We start from the raw sequence: 19,354 nt of genomic DNA, 5'->3' as shown, positions 1-19,354 counted from the left end.
CATCCCTTTTCTACCTTGAATAAAAAGAAAAAAGACCTAGAAAAAGTTAAGAAATATTATGATGAATTAGGAAATTCTGCTCCTATGTTATTCTCTCATACACACGCAAAAGGCAATTTTCTTTTACAAATGAATAGAGATATGAAAGATGAAGAATTTGCAAAATATATAGACGTGATGGACAAGTTTATTAAATAAGAAAAATCCCCTTTTAAAAGGGGATTCTTTTATTTTCTTTTACTTAATTTCTTCGTATAATGCTTCATTTTACTCGTTAACCCTATTAATGCAGGTAACAATATTGGCATCACAATGATAGCTAATAGTAACAGTGCAACACCAACAACAGATGCTACTTGTATAAGTGTCAATACACCTGAAGGGATTAATGCAGCAAATGTACCACCTAAAATAAGTGCCGCTGATAATACGACTCCTCCTATGTGACGAGATGCATTTACAATTTTCGTTGCGGGGTCCCCTTCTAGCTCATTGTATCGCATCATTACAAAAATGCTATAATCCACACCTAAAGCGACAATCATAATAAAACTAAAGAATGGTACATTCCAGCTTAATGACTCTACATTTAGTAAGTGTGCACTAATTTGTTCACTTATGCCAAGTGATGCAAAATAAGCTAATATTAAAGATCCAATAATGAAGATTGTATTTAAAAATGACCGTGTAATAATGAGTAATACAATCGCAATTCCAATTAACATAATTGTAGCTGTACGTAAGAAATCTTGGCCTGTTACTTCTTTTAAATCAACATTTCTAGCTGTTGTGCCGCCGATTGCTTTTTTCACCGATTTTAATTCTGTACCATTTAACGTACCGTCTATCGTTTTATTAATTTCTTCAATGATTGGCATTGCTTCTTTTGAATACGGATTTACGTCTAAAATGATTGTCATTTTAGCAGTCTTTCTATCTTGTGACATGTACGTATTCAATGCTTTTTGGAAATCTTCCCCCTCTAAAACTTCTTTTGGTATATAAAATTTCGCAGAGCTTTTTGATTCATTTAGTTCTCCTAAATATTTTTGAGCATCTCCTAGTCCGTTACTTACCTTTTCAAGCCCTTCTGTACTTTTAGATAATCCTGATTGTAATTGCCCCATCTGTTCTTGCAAGTCTTTCAGCCCGGTTAATAACTGGCCTTGCCCATCATTTATTTTTGTTAATCCGGTTTGTAACTCAGATGACTTGTTCGCAATTTGTTTTGAGCCTGAAGCACCTTCATTTAATCCATTTTTAAGATCAGCTGCTCCTTTTTGTAACTTAGTAACTCCATCGCTCATTTCTTTTAAGCCGTTATCCACTTTCGATAACGATTGATTTGCTTCTTTAAATGAACCCATCGCCGCTTTATGTTGCGTTGCTAATTGGTTTAATTCATTTGAAAGCCCACCTAATTGCTTTTGAGCCTCTTTAGCGATCCCTATCGTTTGCAGTATGTTCGGATCATTTGCTAATTCTGGTTTCGTTTGAATGAAATTGGTCATTAATATGTCAATTTGTTCATAGCCTTTTTTCGCCCCATCAATCGCTTGAGAAATACTTCCGAAGTATTGATCGTAGGAACTTAAACCTTTTTCTAACTGCGAATAACCAGCATGAAGTTGTGACGTTGCATTAGATAGAACATTTATATTTTCATTTACTGAGGTTAATCCACTCTCAATTCGCTGCGCACCTTGTGCTCCGTTGTTTATACCACTTGAAAGTTGATTTAAAGCTGTTCCTAATGCTGTTACACCATTTTTCGCTTCCGTTGTTCCATCAATTAATTTTTGAACGTTTGCAAGACTATTTGAATCTTTACTACCCATTTTATCTTTTGCAGTAGTTAATCCATCATTAATTTCATTTATACCACCATTCGCATCTCCTAAACCTGTATTCAGTTCTCCCGCTTGTTTATTTATATATAGTTCTTTTATCCTTTCACCGGTTGGACGCGTCGGTGAATATACTTCTGAAACACCTTTCACTTTCAAAATCTTATCAGTTAGTTCGTCTAAAGTTTGCAGCGAACTCGCCTCATCTAACTTGTTATCTGATTGAATGACTAACGTACTTGGTGAAGAGAAACCAGGTGGAAAATGCTCTTCTATTACGTTAATCCCCATTTTCGACTCATATTTATTATCTACTTCAAATAAATCATTGTAATTTAATGTGTTAGAGTATTTCATTACGAAAGGAATCGATATCACAAATACGATGATTAAAGCTGCGAATGGTCTTACTACTGAGTTTTTCGCAAGAAATCCCCATAAACGACTATCCTCATGACCTTTAAATGTTTTAACTGGATAAAACATTCCTTTTCCTAAAAGCACCATAAAAAATGGATTTAACGTAGTTAATACGAGTAATAATACTGCGACACCAATTGCTACCGCTGAAGTAGATTGATATAATTTAAAACTCGCTAAAGCAAGAGATGCAAAACCAATTAGTACTGCTATCCCACTATATAAAACGGTTTTCCCTGCTGATTTAAACGTTTCTTTCGTAGCCAAAAATGAATTCTCTTGTTTACTTAATTCTTCTTTAAATCTTGTATATAATAAAATGTTATAGTCTGTTCCAACCCCAAACAGGACAACGACTACAAACACTTGTGTAAAGTTAGAAAACGGAAAATTAAATTGATCTACTAAATGGGCAATAATCCCCATTGAAACTAAATATGATACACCAACAGTAAGAAGGGAAACAATCGGAACAATTGGCGAACGAAATACAATGATTAATACAACTAGAATGAAAATGATAGAAATAACTTCTGTCTTCTTCACTCCCTCTTGAGAGGAAGTAAGAAAATCACCAGCTATTAAATCACTTCCTGTTAAGTACGTTTTTACCCCTTTCGTTTGCACTTTTTTATGAAGCCCATTTGCAACTTTTGATATTTCACCATTTTTTTTATCTACTGAGATTTGCGTTAAAATGGTCGTATTGTCTTTAGATATCAACTGTTTTTCCAAATCTTTATTATCTAAATGTGAAACAACTTCCTTAATTCCTAATTGCTCTTTTTCATTTTGTAAAGCATGGATTGTTTTTACGATTTCCTCTTTTTGCTCAGTTGTTAAAGCTGTTTTACTTCCACTATTAAAAACAGCTATAATTTCATACTTTTCAGTCCCGTCTTTATCCATCTCTTTTATCATCTTGTCAGCAATACTACTTTGTTCTGTATTAGGAATCGTAATGTGCCCTTTTTCTTTCACTAATTTATCCATATTAGGCATCGTTACGATCATTGCAATAGTAATAACTATCCATAATAGAAAAGATAAACTTCTCCAATTTTTCAGCTTACTCATTTTAATCATCTCCCATTTTGAAAATTAAAAGGGAATGAATATTCATTCCTATCCTTTTAAAAATACTTTTTTCGGAATGAACGTTCATTCCTATCATTATATTACATTATTTTTTAAACTTTATTAAACTACCTTTTCCGGAATGAATGTTCATTCCTGTTGTTACACAAATATCCTCTCCTACTCTCATGTTTTAAATCTATTCAGGAATGAATATTCATTCCTATACTTATTAGCTATAGAATCAAATGATTCTAATAGCGTTCCAAGAACTTTCTTCCAATTCTTTTACTAATTCTTTTGAGTATTCTAATTGCCCTGTTGCAATTACCTTCGTTAGTTTTTCTAGCGGTTGATATACAATAATAATTAAAGCAACTGGAGGCAATGGACGAAGAAAACCTTTTGCGATTCCATCTTCAATAATATTCATAAAGAAGCCTATAAAATCTTCAAATATTTTCTTACTTTGTTCATCAAGAAAATAACTATCACAGTGAGAATTTGTAAATAAAAAAGCATCCACATTGTTTCTCGCAAATTCAAATAAACGGTTGTACGTATGACTAAACTGTTCACGAATATTTGCTTCAACAGGAAAATCCGTTTTTATCATTTCAGAAAGCTCTAACATACTTTTTGAAAATAATGAGTTAACAAGTGCCTCTTTATTTTCAAAATAGCGATAAATAGTACCCGCACCGACTTTTGCCTTTTCAGCAATCATTGGAATTGTCGTACCATCGTAACCACGCTCTGCGAAAAGTTTCATCGCAGCATCAAAAATATCCTCTTGTTTGTTTTTAGCCATTTTTTCCACCTCTATTTTCAGGAATGAAAATTCATTCCGTTTTTAATTATAAATTACATGGATTAAAAGTCAAGTGCGTGACCAGTATCGGTTCGGTTTTTAATCCCTTGTTTGTGAAAAAATTATATCAGCGATTTTCAAGATATATCGATTTACCGACAAAAACTGACAGTGTAATTTGAAGCCGTCCCAAAATTTTATTTGGGACAGCTCAATTTCCTATTTATAACTTAAAAGAAATCATAAATAAATGCTTTACGTACTGGAACTATATTCTCAAACGCTCGTATTTCCTCTTCACTTCCGCTAATTAATTCTAGTTCATTAAGTTGTAACGGACGTTTGTATCCAAACATTATTGTAGATAATGCATTTATATCTAGACTAATTCCTTTATCCTTTATTTCTTCTTCTATAATTGTTATTTCATGATTTGCAAGCCTCACTGTAACGTTATTCCACGGTGCAAATGAATCTGTAATATGTAAAATCACTTCTTGCTGTGCATTGTTCCAATTCAACTCATATTGTTTTAAGAACTGCTCCACATCTACAATTCTGCCCATAAAATATGGCTTTATTTCTGCTTTCACGCGTGGCTCTTGCAGTGTATATAATAACGGTTCGTTTTCAATTACTGTCATTTCAAGTTCTTTAATCATAGAATCATGCTGACAAATAAAGTTCCACAGACCATTTCGCGCTTCATTATGCAGTGGAACAAATTCTTCTACTGTCATTTTATAGTTTTCTATTTTATATAGCATGTAGCCAGCTGCCGTTTTATTTTTATCGTAATAAATCGCTAATGTTAAATCATCATAAACAGCTTGTAACCACCATTTTTCATCGCGAACTAGCATACCGGAAAAATGTTCTGCAAATGTTTCATAAATCTTTTCGACCTCTTCTGGGTGATTTTCTTTATTGAAACGTTTCACAGTACCATTTACTTGTTTTTTCATAACTAAATCACTCTTTGTCATATGACATACAAAGAGATTCGCACAAAGTTCCCAGCCGTATTTACGGTAAAATGAAACAGCAAATGGATGTAGCATTGATACTGTATATCCGTCATTTTTCATCGTTTGAAGTGAGTGTTGAAGTAATTCTTTTACATATCCGCTTCTTCTATACTCTGGATACGTCGCTACCCCTGCAACGCCTCCCATTTTAAATTTCTCTTTGCCTATGTATATATGAAACGGAATAAGATGCAGTTTTGCTGCTACATCTTCACCTTCCATAATACCGTATATTTCATGACTTTCTTTCATCTTTGTAAGTTGTTGCTGCAATCGTTCCCCATCAACTTTATATTGAAAAGCGTATTCCGATAAGCGTAATGCTTCTCTAAATCTATCTTCTTTTAATTGTATAACGTTCATCTATTTCTCCTCCATTCCCTGTTTGAATTGTACCATAATTCTCAATATTCTGGTGCGGTGAATGAAATTATATGGACTTAACGACACGAATCCAATATAAAAAGCAGATACATCCCGTATCTGCTTTTTATTACTTTATTTTGCTAACTTTTGAAGTTCTTCGAAGAATGTAGGATATGATACGCCTACTGCTTCTGCGTCTTCAATTGTTGTTTTTCCTTCTGCTAGACAGCCGGCAATTGCAAGCATCATTCCAATGCGGTGATCACCGTAACTATTTACTGTATTGCCTTTTAGTGCTGATTTCCCGTAAATAATCATGCCGTCATCAGTTGCTTCTATGCGAGCTCCTAGTTTCGTTAACTCCGCAACGACTGTATCGATACGGTTTGTTTCTTTTACTTTTAATTCGTGCGCATCTTTAATTACTGTAATTCCTTCTGCTTGCGTTGCCGCTAAGGCGATAACAGGAATTTCATCGATTAATCTTGGGATAATATCTCCGCCAATTTCGATTCCTTTTAATGAAGATGTTTCAATTGTAATATTTGCAGCTGGTTCTGATGCTCCTTCGTTAATTGGCTCTACAGTGAACGTAGCACCCATTTTCTCTAAAACATCAATAATCCCTGTACGAGTTGGATTCATCCCTACATTTTGTAATACTAGTTTACTATTTGGAATGGTTGCGCCCGCTACTAAGAAGAATGCTGCTGACGATACGTCACCTGGCACTTGAACGTCTGTTGCTGTTAACTTTTGTCCACCTGCAAGTTTCACTGTTTTTCCCTCACGAATTACTTTAACTCCAAAGGCTTCAAGCATTCTTTCCGTATGATCGCGTGAAATATGTGGTTCTGTAACAGCTGTTACACCTTCTGCTCGAAGTCCTGCAAGTAAAATAGCTGACTTTACTTGCGCACTTGCTACAGGTGAAGTGTATTCAATTGCTTTTAAATCTCCACCACGTATTGTTAACGGTGTAAACGTCCCTTCTTCGCGGCCATCAATGTTTGCACCCATTTGTTTTAATGGATTTGTAACACGTTTCATCGGTCTTTTTGCGATAGATGCATCACCTTGTACGCAAGAGAAAAATGGTGTATTTGCCAAAATTCCTGACATTAAACGTATTGTTGTACCAGAATTACCAACATCTAATACAGCTTTCGGTTCTTGTAAGCCTTCTAATCCTTTACCAACTACAGTGACTTCATCACCGTTTTGCACGATTTCTACTCCCATTTCTTTAAAGCAAGAAATTGTACTTAAACAGTCTGCACCGGGCAAGAAACCTTTAATCGTTGTTTTTCCTTCTGCAATCGCGCCGAACATGACAGCGCGGTGTGAAATGGATTTATCTCCTGGAATTGTAATAATACCATTTAATCCGTTATTAACAGGTTCTATTGTTCTTTCCTTCATGTTTTCACCTTCTCATTTAAATTGTTTCATAAGTTTGGTATTTTTCTTCTCCAAGCGCTAGCTTTGCTTTCATACGATCTTCTTCTCTTTGGAAGCTAATACGTAATACCCCAAGCAACCCTTCACGCGCTTCTAATATTTGCAAGTTCGTAATACTAATTTCTTCGCGTGCCAAAATACTCGTAATATGAGCCAATGCCCCTACTTTATCTAAAACATCGACGTATAAGTCGTGATAGGCAGGAATTGCCCCTCTCTTTCGTACTGGTAAAGAGTCACGGTATTCTTTCGCGTCTGCAAAATAGGTTTGAATCTCGCCTGCATCTCCAGTAGAAACTGTATCATATAAATCTTCCATTTCAGAGATCCACTCTTTTAATAATACCATTAAATGCTCGCGATTTTGCTTAACAATATCACTCCACATTTTTGGGCTACTAGATGCGATACGTGTAATGTCTTTAAACCCTCCCGCAGCTAGTTGATGAATGAGCGGATTATCTCCTGCATGTTTCTCCACTTGCTTTACTAATCCAGCTGCGATAAGATGCGGAAAATGACTAACGATCCCTGTTACATAATCATGTTCCTCTGTATTTAGAACGAGAAAATGAGATCCTGTTCCTTGTAACCAACGCTTTAGTTCTTCCACATGTTCATTTGGCACATGATTCATCGGCGTTAAAATATAAAATGCATTTTCAAATAGATGTGCTTTTGCACTTTCAACTCCCGTTTTATGAGAACCTGCCATCGGATGTCCACCAATGAAAGAAACTTTCTTTGAAAATAAAGCTTCCGCTTCATTCATGATCGTCCCTTTTGTACTACCAACATCTGTTACAATAACATCTTCCCGTAAATGAAATGACGCTAATTTGTGTAATAACTTCTTCGTTTCTTCAACTGGAGAAGCAAACACAATTAAATGTGCCTCTTCACATGCATGCTGTAAATCTACTGCTACTTCATCTACTACGTGTAATTCTTTTGCACGCTCTACTTGTTCTTGAAATATATCATAACCTGTTATCGTTACATCGTGCTCTTTCTTAATTGCTAATGCGAGAGAGCCTCCTATTAAACCCGTTCCAATTAATACTACCTTTTTACGCATTTGCCTCATCTCGAGACTTTCTTTTTTTATTTTCAAAGTGTTGTTTTAACACTGAAATCACTCCTTCATTTTGCTCCCTTGTTCCGACTGTAATACGGACACCATTCGGGAACGGACGTATAATAAACCCTGCGTGTGCACAAGCTTCATAAATCTCTCCAGCATTCTCAACTGGCAAGAAGATGAAATTGGTTTGCGATGGATAAAATGGAATTTCATTTTCCTTACAAAAGCTCTCGTATTTTTGTAATCCCTCTGTATTCACACGAACTATTTCTTCAATAAACTCATTATCACCAAAAGCAATCGTCGCTGCTTTTTGCGCTAATGAAGATACGTTAAATGGCAAACGTACGACATTTAATTTCTCGATTAACTCTTCTTGTCCAATCGCATATCCAACGCGGAAAGAAGCTAATCCGTACGCTTTAGAAAATGTTCTAAGTACAAGAATATTTTTATGTTTTTCTAAAAGCGGTAATGTCTCCGGGAAATCTTTTGCTGTTACGTATTCATAGTACGCTTCATCAATGACAATTAACGTATTTTCACTAATACCTTCAATAAATTGAGTCAAATTTCGATCATTCACATATGTGCCTGTCGGGTTGTTCGGATTACAAATCCATACGATTTTCGTATTATTATTTATTGCTGACGAAATTTCGTCTAAATCGTATACACCGTTATTTAAAGGGATTTCTTTCACTTCACAACCTTCAATAATTGCATGATGACGGTACTGCGGGAATGTTGCACCAGCCGTTACGATGTTATCTCCTGCTTTAAGTACTGCACGGCTTATTATTTGAATGACTTCGTCTAAACCACTACCGCAAAGTATTTGTTCCATTTGGACATGTAACTCATCTGCAATTGTTTGACGGAGCGTTGTAGCACCTCCGTCAGGATATAAAGCATGTTCCAACCACGATTTTTGCAACTCATCTAAAACACGTGGTGAGCAGCCGAATGGATTTTCATTTGATGCTAATTTCACAAATGAATGATCTCCGTACACTTCTTTCATTTGTTCAGGTGATTTACCTGGTTTATATGGTTGTAATGATGATAGCTGATCTTTTACTTGCATGTTAAAACCACCTTTTTATTAAAATTCTTTTGCGTATTTGTTATGTTGCGTAATGTTTTGCTGAATTAAATCCATACGATCTTTTCCGAATTGTTCGACTAGTGCATGTGCAAGTTCCCATGCTACAACAGATTCAGCTACTACACCTGCTGCTGGTACTGCACAACTATCAGATCTTTCAATACTCGCTTGGAATGCTTCTTTCGTATCAATGTCAACACTTGCTAACGGTTTATATAATGTAGGTATTGGCTTCATAACACCTCTTACGACAATTGGCATTCCTGTTGTCATACCGCCTTCTAAACCACCGGCATTATTCGTTTTTCTCGTGTATCCATTTTCTTCATCCCATAATATTTCATCGTGCACTTTACTTCCTGGCTGTCTTGCTGCTTCAAAACCAACGCCAATTTCAGCACCTTTAAATGCATTAATACTCATAATTGCACCAGCAAGTTTTGCATCTAATTTACGATCGTAATGAACGTAACTACCAACGCCAATTGGCATACCTTCTGCAATGACTTCAACAATACCGCCGATTGAATCCCCACTACTTTTAGCGTTATCTATCGCATCCATCATCTCTTGTTCTACTTCTTTATCTAAACATCGAACTGGTGAATTTTCAGTAATCGTTTGAATTTCTTCTATTGGTAAGTTTGAAATTCGTTTCGCTTGTACCCCACCAATTTCAAGAACATGCCCTGCAATTTCTACGCCTAATTCTTTCAAAATTTGTTTCGCAACTGCACCAGCAGCTACACGAACTGTTGTTTCTCTTGCAGATGAGCGCTCTAGTACGTTTCTTATATCACGATGTCCATATTTAATTGCGCCGTTTAAATCCGCATGTCCTGGACGTGGTTTTGTAATTGTACGTTTCATATCTTTACTTTCTTTTTCCGAAATTGGCTCTGCACCCATTACTTTCGTCCAATGTTTGAAATCATCATTTTTAACGATTAACGTTATTGGTGAGCCAAGTGTCATCCCATGACGAACACCACTTACAATTTCAACTGTATCAGTTTCTATTTGCATGCGTCTTCCGCGTCCGTGCCCTTTTTGTCTTCTTAATAATTCTTTATTAATATGTTCCGCTGTTAATGTTAAACCTGCTGGTACACCTTCTAAAATAACTGTTAACTGCGGTCCATGTGATTCTCCAGCTGTAATGTATCTCATTTCTCTTGCCCCTTTACTATTTTTTTGTACAAAAAAGTCCCTACTGAGCGCTCAGTAGGGACGATGTTTATCGCGGTACCACCCTAGTTGTAGACAACTATCGTCTACCTCTCTTCTTCTGTAACGATCGTTTGACCGTCTTTCCCTCCAAAAGTTGGCGGAAAAGATGCTCCAAGGCTGTAATTCATGCTTATCTTTGTACTGATTCACACCGACCATCAGCTCTCTTTAACAGTGAGATAAGCACTACTGTTTCCTCTTCAGCGCATATATGATATGGAATTAAGATAATTTATTTTTGAAACCTTTTAACTCATCCATGAATCTATGGAATTCTGGAATATCCATTTGTTGTGCAGAATCTGATAATGCAACCGCTGGGTCTGGGTGTACTTCAGCCATTACTGCATCTGCGCCAATTGCAAGTGCTGCTTTCGCTGTTGGTAATAATAAATCTCTGCGTCCAGTTGAATGCGTTACGTCAACGATTACTGGTAAATGTGTTTCTTTCTTTAAAATCGGTACTGCTGAAATGTCTAATGTGTTACGTGTCGCTCTTTCGTATGTGCGGATACCACGCTCACATAGAATAATTTGGTCGTTACCTTGTGCAATGATGTACTCAGCTGCGTTAATGAACTCATCAATTGTTGCTGCTAATCCACGTTTTAGTAATACTGGCTTGTTAACTTTACCTACAGCTCGTAATAAATCGAAGTTTTGCATGTTACGTGCGCCAACTTGAATGACATCAACGTAGTCTAGCGCCATTTCAACATCGTTCGGATTTAAGATTTCACTAATGATCGCTAAGTCGAACTCATCTGCTACTTGGCGTAAAATTTGTAATCCTTCTACTCCTAAACCTTGGAAATCGTATGGAGATGTTCTCGGTTTGAAAGCACCACCGCGCATTAATTTTAGACCTTGGTCTTTCATCGCTTGCCCTACTTGGCGAACTTGCTCTAAGCTTTCTACCGCACAAGGTCCCATGATGAACGTTTGTGTTCCATTTCCAATCAATTCACCTTTTACATTAACGATTGTGTTTTCTTGTTTCTTTTTACGTGATACTAGTAATGCTTTACGGTTATCATCTTCTTGTAATTCTAAGCTAGCTTTGAAGATTGTTTTGAAAATGTGTTGAACTGTTGACGTTTCGAATGGTCCTTCGTTATGCTCTGCGATCATGTCAAGTACTTCACGCTCACGTACTGGATCAAAACGTTTCGTACCTTGTACTTGCTTCTGTTCCCCAATTTTTTGAACGATTTCACCACGTTTGTTTAAAAGGTGTAATAGTTGTAAGTTAATTTCATCTACCTGTTTACGTAATTGATCTAATTCATGATTTGCCATTTGGAAATCCTCCTCTAATGTTTTAAAAGTATAGTAAGAGAATGAAAAATTCTCTATTTTCTGAACTGATAAATTATACAAATTTTAAGTGGAATCGATACCTCTTCTTATTTTAAACGAATATTTACTATAAGGACACTATCGACTAGATAAAAACCCACTTTTTTGTACAAAAAATCCCTACTGATCCAATCAGTAGGGACGATATTTATCGCGGTACCACCCTAGTTGTAGACTTCTTTCGTCTACCTCTCTTCATTGTTAACGATCATCTGACCGTCTTTCCCTTCATAAAGACAATACTATCTTTATTACGAAAAAGATGCTCTAGGACTGTAATTCGCTCTTGTTTTTGTACTGGTTCACACCAACCACCAGCTCTCTGTTACAGGGAAACAACAACTACTGCTTTTCCTTTCAACGCATATATATTTAATTTTCAAGTTGGACCACTAAAATACAAAAAGTCCCTACTGAATAAATCAGTAGGGACGATATTTATCGCGGTACCACCCTAGTTGTAGACTAACTTTCCGTCTACCTCTCTTCACTGTTAACGATCAATTGACCGCTTTTTCTTCATAAAGACGAAACTATCTTTACTACGAAAAAGATGCTCCAAGACTGTAATTCATGATTATCCCTGTACTGGTTCACACCAACCACCAGCTCTCTGCTACAGTAAGACTAACCACTACTGTGATCTCTTCATTGCACTTTGTTTATTCAAATGTTTTTGAAATTGAATAAGTATGATTCGTATTATAGAACGCTTTTCAAAACACTGTCAACAACTTTTTATATATTTTTTAAAATTCCACTTCCGCCCTACATTTCTTCTTGTAAATTCTCCATAACAATTCCGATGCGAATTATCTCATTATCTATTGCATTTAATACATATTTTTCTACTCCATACTGGATTAATATTTCTTTTATTTGAATGATTTCAGTTTCAAGTAAATCGGCTTCCTGAAGCGTTTGTAATAAAGTAAAAAATACATTTGCATACAATTTTTTATACATTTTTATACTCTCTGTCTTTTCAAGTATTTCATTAAACAACTGTTTTAACTCCGTTTGATTCCCTTTTCCAACCACATCTGAAAATGTTTTTATTATAGATAATCCTCTTTCTACTATTTCATCCATAAATAAAATAATACGCAAAAGCATTACATATTCTCTAGCTGTGATTTCACCCATTTTCGGTCGCTCACGCAAAAATATACTGAGCCAAGATGCCCAAAATTTTTGTTGTTCTTTTGCACTTAGCGTTTTGACGTAATAGCATAAAAACTGCATAAATTTAATTTTATTTTCTTCATTTTCTTGTATAAGTAACGGGTATAACCAATCTGTTTTTTGCTCCCAATATAGTACACATTTAATAAATACAAAACTGAGCCATTTCAAGAAAGATTCCCTCGTATGCGGATGTAATACTTCCAAATGTTCTACTGCATACTTAATAAATCGTTTCATTTCTGTAAATAAAGGTAAATTGATTTGCGTGTAACATAAGCCTGCCCATGCATATTTCGTAATCTCATTTTCTTTCTTTAAATCTAAGCACGGTAACAAATATTTTCGGCACCATTGCTTCTCAATATGATAAAGAAATGTAATATCTGCTACTAAACGAGCTAACATAAAATTTGTCCGTTCTGTACTAACTCTTACTTGTTCTTCAAATAAAAATAAATATTCATACACGTTACGATCGTATAAATGATCATATGATAACAGTTTTAATAATACAGCTGTCATTTTCCCAACAGGATGCTGGATGGATTCATTGTAAAAGTCTTGTTTTCCAAGCTTAAAATCTGTATCACTTTTCATTACTTGAGGGAATACCGAAAAAGCAAAACGTTTCACACTACGTATACTAGTTTCCTCTAACTCTTCTAATCGATTACTAATTTCATATAGAAAGCTACTAATTAACCAATGAAAAGCAGTATTTCTAACAAATTTCTGTAATAGCGGAATTACTTTTTGGATTTGTTCATTTGTCAATCCTCGGTTATTTCGCCACTCTCTAATACAAACAAACCATACTTCATTACTTATTTCGTGCATACCAACTAATTGATAGGCAAATGAAATACTCCATTCTGTATTCAACTTACATGCTTTCGATAACATCTCTAAAAAATGGCGTTGTTCAAAAACACCATCTTGAGAAAATTGACGAACTTGCTTCATAATTTCATCGTCTTTCAACTGCAATAATCCATCAGCAGTTACATTACAAGTAATACTTTGATCTACCGTCTCTTTCTTTTGTACACTATATCGATCAGAATGAAAGTGAGGATGTTTTTGCTGCATTAACTCATAACCTTTTGCTGTAGATGGACTATTCGAATCACAAGTGAATAATAAATCTAAAACTAAACAAGCATTAAATGCTCTCTCCTCTGCAAGGTCCTTCAATACAATTTGAATAACCTCTTCCTTTGTTTTTTCTAAAGAGAGTGCGAAATAATTTTTTATAAGTTGAAAAACTTCGTGTTTATACGTGACATCTAAAAGAAGTCCTTCCTGTAACAACCATTTCATTTTGGCATCGGCACTAACGAATATATTTTTATTCATCGCATCAATTGCAATTCGGTTCTGAAGCATGCTGTTTGCTTCTATCATTTCTGTAATATAATAATTTGCTTTTTTTTCATTATTTTCACACAAATAGGCTAAACACTCTTTTACAATTTGAATTAAAAATGCAAGATCATTTTGCTGAAACTCTTTTTCAACATTTTCCTTATCCTTTTTTTTCAGTGCCGTTTGTCGTAGTGATAACATTCGCATCTTCTCTATTCCCATCGTCATAATTGGTACGGCGTAATAGGAAATATGAGGTTTCATCTTCTCATTCCAAATTTGCTCCACATAAGAAAATGTAGACACTGGTAAACGACTCGATTCCTCAAGTTCTATTGATTCTTGTGTATCATTTCCCCATTTTCTCTCCCGCTTTAACTTAAGCTTTCCATCCAAAATAAATGTTAGTAATAATAAAGCAATCTCTTTATGCTCAGGAAAAGAACATTTTTGGAGTAAGTAAGAAATTTTTTCAATTGATTTACTATCTTTTTCAGCTGTTTCTAGTAAAAGAAGTGTCCATCTTGCAAACAACAACGGGTCCATTTTAATTTTCGTTTCGTTTAAGTAGCTACAAATTGTTCTCCATAATAACGGAGATAGTTTAGAATGATTTTTAAAAATTAATTGAAATAATTCTTTTTGATGACTAAAAAGAAATTGTTCCACCAACCATTCTGCAAGTAATTCATCTACCTCATTATCGTTTGATGTAACTAAAAATAAATTTTGTAATTTCCCTTCTGCTTCAAGCCATTCCACCCATTCATAATCATGAGTAAATTCAACAAAGTAGCGGACTGTTTCAATTTTTTTTATGGATTGTTTTATGTATGATAATTGTTCCTGCTCTACTGACGGTGGAACTGTTACTATGTCACGAATCCGCATTCGTTTTGTAATATAATTATCTCCCATTAATTCCGCCCATCGCTTCACTGCTTTAACAAGAGATTGATGATTATTACCTTTATTCGGGTATACAATCGGCCGTATTCCTAAGTGCTCCCAATGGTACGTATTTTCCCCTTGCGCAACAAATGCATAACGCCTTGTACTTGGTGGTAAACCAGTTGCTAAATATTTCATTACTGGATCATTATGGCTATATCCAACGAATAAAACGGTATAATTCGAGAATAAATCAACTAAAAATCTTCTTGCCCATCCTTCCGTCAAGTAAGCCCTTCCAAAATCACCATCTGTTAATATTAATGCTTCTTTCTCTTGTTCTATATTGCCATGTATGTAGGCGAGTCCTTTAAACGCTCTACCTGTAGGTAACGCAGGTGCGTAATATACGTTTAATTCTCTATTCATTTCTTTCATCGCAGTTGTAAAATGCCGATCAAAATTTGTCGTTACAATGCGGACTTCCGTATCTAAAGGAAACAATCTCGGAATCGCATAATGAAGAGGATTCGGCTTTGATTTTTCAATATGAACTAAATCTCTTGCAACTTGATGTATATCTTTTGTTTTCGCAATTTTACCAAGATAATAATCATGAGGTTCTGTTATTTCACGCGTTTCTACATATAACGTTTTCGCAATCTCATCAACTAGATCATCAAAATTCGGTAAGTTTGATTTCCCTTTCATAGAAACTCCCGCTCCAACAAATAGTACTAACTTTCCTTGTTCAAGATGATCAATTAACTCCTCTGGAATTTCTACTTCTGAAGTAATCCACATCATGGATTCCCCCTTACCTAAAAATGTCATATACTCTCATTTTACTATAACATTTTTTCTTTGTTTTTTTAATATTTAGACAAAAATCGAACATGAAAAAGTTTTATGTAAATATATTTGTTACAATGTATGAACTCCTAAATTTATTGTAAAACTATGTATAAATCGGAGGTGTAAATATTGAATGGTTTTACTGTAGTTCTTATTAAGTTTATATCGTGCATTATCGCATTTAGTATCGGACTCGCTTTATTTTTCCCTGCAACGTTCGTCCAAATTATTTCATTTAGTCTCTTTGTTACAATCGTATCCTATATGTTCGTCGATAAAATCATATTAAACCGAATAGGCAATACCGGTGCCATTATGTCGGATTTCTTACTAACGTATTTAAGCGTATGGATTTTCGGTAATATTTTATTAGACAATTACATGCAAATTGCATGGGGTAGTTTCCTTTCCGCTACTGTCTTTACATTATCTGAAGTAATCGTTCATCGCTTTTCTAACTCACACACAAGGCACCAAAATGATAACATTCATATTAATCGCCGCTTTGCATATGGTACGGAATTTGCTGAAGAGCAGAATATATTGGATAAAGATAAGAATAAGAAGAAATGACATTTTGATGCAGGAGCGCCCTTTTTAATTATGTGGTGCTCCTTTTTTATGTATTCATTATGGTACGTGAAATTATAAGAACGATGTTTTCAAGATATCGTTCTTATAATAAAAAACTGCCTCTTATTTAGAGGCAGTCACTTTCAAATCTTTTAACGCAACAACATTAGCAAACGCTCCAAACACTACATTATGATGCTTTACAATGTCTTCCGCACGTAACACGTCTGTATGAAACGTACTATGTGCATCACTCACTAACGTTACTTTATACCCTTCACTAAACGCTCTTCGCGTTGTCGTATCCACACAGTACTCTGTTTGCATTCCTGAAATAATAACGTGTTCAATGCCTTTTTCTTGTAATACTTCATTTAAGTTCGTCTTATAGAATGAATCTGGCGTCGTCTTTTCAATGATACTGTCCCCTTCTTGCGGGGCAATTACCTCATGCACTTTCCAACCAGCTGTACCTTTTTCTAACGGATGATCTTTTGGCCCGTTATGCTGTACAAAAATAACTGGAATATCATTTGAACGACATTCCCCAATAAGCTCTTGCAATATTTCTAAAAACTTTTCCCCATTATGTACTGGCATTCCTGCTGTATACATACCTGCTTGCACATCAATTACTATTAAAGCTTTTTTCATTTCGCGCAGCTCCCTTTGTTTGTATTCTATCATCCAACAATCTTCTAATTTCCCCTCATGCAGCTCATGTTCCTTTAATATCTTCACTTTTTTAAAGCCGCATTTTTCATAACATTTTATCGCACGTCCATTATTTACTTTCGGATCCATCGCGATTGCTTCTGCTCCCGTGTTCTCCATAATATAAGTAATTGCTGCCTGAACGAGTTTCGTTCCAATTCCTTTTCCCCAATAATTCGGTTCTCCGATAAATTGATCCATTCCCCATACATTTTGTGATTCTTCATAGCCATATAATGTTTTCCACTCAGAATCAACTGGATACATTTGAATATAACCGATTGGCATATCATCAAACTCTATTAAGCATCTTTTTTCATGACTATTTGGATTATGTATAAAATGATCCAGTACCATTTCTACAGATTGCGGATTATCTCGCCCTTCGTAATACTGTAGAACTTTTGGGTCTGTTAACCATTTTGAAATGATTGGTGCATCCTCTTCTATTACGTATCTAATCGATATATTATCTTTTTGAAATAGCATATAGTACCTCTTTTTAATTATTTATATTTTTTCTTTTTTTAAAATCTTTCATTGCACCTATTAGTACGTATGGTAACAATGTAATCATAAAAAGAGCAGTAAACAAATTAAAATGAGGGATTTCATATGGAGTGAACCATTCCGTAAAAAATTTGGAATGTAAAATTCTACTTAAAAATTCCCCACTTGGTTTAAAATTTGGTGCCCATCCAGTAACCTCACAAATAATAAACAACAATTGAACAATAATAAATGCCCCTAGATAGCGAAACCATGTCCGTTTCAAAATCGGCTGCGCCTTATTTAATTTATGTTCCATCTAGCTCCCACCTTTTTACTTCCATCCTATTAATTATACACTTTTCACGGTTTATTTGTTAAAATTTTCTATATAATCATTCGTGCTGGGGGAATACATTATGTCTAATCCTATCCTTAAATCAACATTAATCATTCTTAGAGGAAACTCCGCAAGTGGTAAAACAACAATCGCAAAGCAACTACAAGAACATTTCGGAAAAGGTACACTTTTCGTATCACAAGATGTTGTACGTAGAGATATGCTTAGGGTACATGATACGATGGGTAATTTATCACATGATTTACTATTTGAAATTACAAAATACGGAAAAGGAAAATGTGAATTTGTTATTTTAGAAGGCATTTTAAACAGTCGTAGATACGGTGAAATGTTGAAAGAATTAATACATTTTTTTGAAGGAAACGTCTATACATATTACTTTGATTTATCGTTAAAAGAAACGATTCGACGACATACTACAAGGGACAAACGGCATGAATTTGGTGAGGATTCCCTACAAAAATGGTATAATCCGCACGATACAATTGAAGTTACTAGAGAAACTATTTTTACAGATAACTTCACGCAAAAAGATATATTTGATGCGATTCTTACTGATGTTGCAATCAAAAAACAAGACTAACATAATCTGTTAGTCTTATTTTCTTTATGCACTTTGTATTTTACTTTCACAAAAATAAAAGCCAGTCTCAATAAAGAGAACTGACTTCTATCTAGATAACTATATCGATTAAAGAATTTTAACTTTAACAGTTTGTCTTCCCCAATTCATAGCTTTACTTTTTGAACCCATTAAAACATCAATACGATTTCCTTTAATAGCACTTCCAGTATCACCAGCAATTGCTTCGCCATAACCTTCTACCCATACTTTAGATCCTAATGGGATTACTTTCGGATCTACTGCGATAATTCTCATATTCGGATTAGCCGTTAAATCATGCCCCATCGCAGTTAAAACGCGTCCACCATATGTACCATTTTCACTTGGATCCGCAGTATATGCAGTCGCTACTACCGTTAATTCACGCTTAGCAGCCTGCGTGTTATTTTTAGACTCTTCTCTTGCTTTCGCTTCTTCCTTAGCCTTGGCTATTTCTCTTGCTTTTGCCTCTTCCTTAGCCCTTGCTATCTCTTGGGCTTTTGCTTCTTCCTTAGCCTTCGCT

General features: G+C 35.1%; 14 protein-coding genes, 2 pseudogenes and 3 other annotated features. Of the genes and pseudogenes, 3 read left to right on the top strand and 13 right to left on the bottom strand.

Features of this window, described 5'->3' with window-relative positions:
* Nucleotides 1–24 precede the first annotated feature (24 nt).
* Nucleotides 25–198: pseudogene (locus DN393_RS12005) on the top strand (stress protein); the annotation flags it as partial.
* A 29-nt stretch (nucleotides 199–227) separates the two neighbouring features.
* Here DN393_RS12005 and DN393_RS12000 read toward each other — a convergent pair.
* The 9 genes from DN393_RS12000 to DN393_RS11960 form a co-directional block, all read right to left on the bottom strand.
* Nucleotides 228–3,344 (bottom strand): MMPL family transporter, encoded by a 3,117-nt coding sequence (locus DN393_RS12000; protein ID WP_064475605.1) that lies wholly within the window; start codon nucleotides 3,342–3,344, stop codon nucleotides 228–230.
* Nucleotides 3,345–3,588: 244 nt separating this feature from the next.
* A complete protein-coding gene (locus tag DN393_RS11995) occupies nucleotides 3,589–4,155 on the bottom strand; it encodes a TetR/AcrR family transcriptional regulator (protein WP_001107298.1) in 567 nt (188 codons plus the stop codon).
* 230 nt (nucleotides 4,156–4,385) lie between these two features.
* Nucleotides 4,386–5,546, bottom strand: coding sequence for a GNAT family N-acetyltransferase (locus DN393_RS11990; RefSeq protein ID WP_064475606.1), 1,161 nt, complete (start codon nucleotides 5,544–5,546; stop codon nucleotides 4,386–4,388).
* Between the two features lie 135 nt (nucleotides 5,547–5,681).
* The gene (gene aroA / locus DN393_RS11985; RefSeq protein WP_000664596.1) at nucleotides 5,682–6,971 is read right to left on the bottom strand and encodes a 3-phosphoshikimate 1-carboxyvinyltransferase; all 1,290 of its coding nucleotides are present in this window, start codon (nucleotides 6,969–6,971) and stop codon (nucleotides 5,682–5,684) included.
* 16 nt (nucleotides 6,972–6,987) lie between these two features.
* Nucleotides 6,988–8,088: a prephenate dehydrogenase gene (tyrA, locus tag DN393_RS11980; protein WP_098101514.1), complete on the bottom strand. Its 1,101-nt coding sequence runs from the start codon at nucleotides 8,086–8,088 to the stop codon at nucleotides 6,988–6,990.
* The gene (hisC, locus tag DN393_RS11975) at nucleotides 8,081–9,181 is read right to left on the bottom strand and encodes a histidinol-phosphate transaminase (protein WP_064475608.1); all 1,101 of its coding nucleotides are present in this window, start codon (nucleotides 9,179–9,181) and stop codon (nucleotides 8,081–8,083) included. Before hisC ends, tyrA begins: the two co-directional genes overlap by 8 nt.
* Nucleotides 9,182–9,199: 18 nt before the next feature.
* A complete protein-coding gene (aroC, locus tag DN393_RS11970) occupies nucleotides 9,200–10,372 on the bottom strand; it encodes a chorismate synthase (RefSeq protein ID WP_001269422.1) in 1,173 nt (390 codons plus the stop codon).
* Between the two features lie 53 nt (nucleotides 10,373–10,425).
* Nucleotides 10,426–10,645: a binding site (T-box leader), on the bottom strand.
* A gap of 9 nt (nucleotides 10,646–10,654) precedes the next feature.
* Nucleotides 10,655–11,731 carry a bifunctional 3-deoxy-7-phosphoheptulonate synthase/chorismate mutase gene (locus tag DN393_RS11965; RefSeq protein WP_001273578.1) on the bottom strand — a complete coding sequence of 359 codons (1,077 nt, stop codon included), beginning with the start codon at nucleotides 11,729–11,731 and terminating at the stop codon, nucleotides 10,655–10,657.
* Nucleotides 11,732–11,925: 194 nt separating this feature from the next.
* Nucleotides 11,926–12,161 (bottom strand) — a binding site (T-box leader).
* 54 nt (nucleotides 12,162–12,215) lie between these two features.
* Nucleotides 12,216–12,452 (bottom strand) — a binding site (T-box leader).
* 107 nt (nucleotides 12,453–12,559) lie between these two features.
* Entirely contained in the window at nucleotides 12,560–16,039 is a 3,480-nt protein-coding gene (locus DN393_RS11960; RefSeq protein WP_179958508.1) for a DUF4020 domain-containing protein, read from the bottom strand.
* Nucleotides 16,040–16,219: 180 nt separating this feature from the next.
* Here DN393_RS11960 and DN393_RS11955 point away from each other — a divergent pair, with 180 nt between their 5' ends.
* A complete protein-coding gene (locus DN393_RS11955) occupies nucleotides 16,220–16,663 on the top strand; it encodes a YndM family protein (protein WP_098101510.1) in 444 nt (147 codons plus the stop codon).
* Between the two features lie 123 nt (nucleotides 16,664–16,786).
* Here DN393_RS11955 and DN393_RS31930 read toward each other — a convergent pair whose 3' ends face one another.
* From DN393_RS31930 to DN393_RS11945, 3 genes and pseudogenes are all read right to left on the bottom strand, one after another.
* Complete coding sequence (locus tag DN393_RS31930; protein ID WP_064475973.1) at nucleotides 16,787–17,317, bottom strand: cysteine hydrolase family protein; 531 nt, start codon at nucleotides 17,315–17,317, stop codon at nucleotides 16,787–16,789.
* A 15-nt stretch (nucleotides 17,318–17,332) separates the two neighbouring features.
* Nucleotides 17,333–17,866: pseudogene (locus tag DN393_RS31925) on the bottom strand (GNAT family N-acetyltransferase); the annotation flags it as partial.
* A 13-nt stretch (nucleotides 17,867–17,879) separates the two neighbouring features.
* Nucleotides 17,880–18,185, bottom strand: a complete 306-nt coding sequence (locus DN393_RS11945) for a YfzA family protein (protein WP_098101506.1) — start codon at nucleotides 18,183–18,185, stop codon at nucleotides 17,880–17,882.
* Nucleotides 18,186–18,285: 100 nt separating this feature from the next.
* Between DN393_RS11945 and DN393_RS11940 the strand changes: the two genes are divergently transcribed.
* On the top strand, nucleotides 18,286–18,810 hold the full coding sequence (locus DN393_RS11940; protein ID WP_064475613.1) for a kinase: 525 nt from the start codon (nucleotides 18,286–18,288) through the stop codon (nucleotides 18,808–18,810).
* A gap of 108 nt (nucleotides 18,811–18,918) precedes the next feature.
* Here DN393_RS11940 and DN393_RS11935 read toward each other — a convergent pair.
* Nucleotides 18,919–19,354, bottom strand: a 436-nt coding sequence (locus tag DN393_RS11935; protein WP_149173524.1) for a 3D domain-containing protein, incomplete at its 5' end; no start/stop codon positions are given.

The organism is Bacillus sp. BPN334 (genome assembly GCF_008368885.1).
GTDB classification, from domain to species: Bacteria; Bacillota; Bacilli; order Bacillales; family Bacillaceae_G; genus Bacillus_A; species Bacillus_A wiedmannii.
Note: the sequence above shows the minus strand (reverse complement) of the source record. Positions and strands in the feature narration are given on the sequence as shown.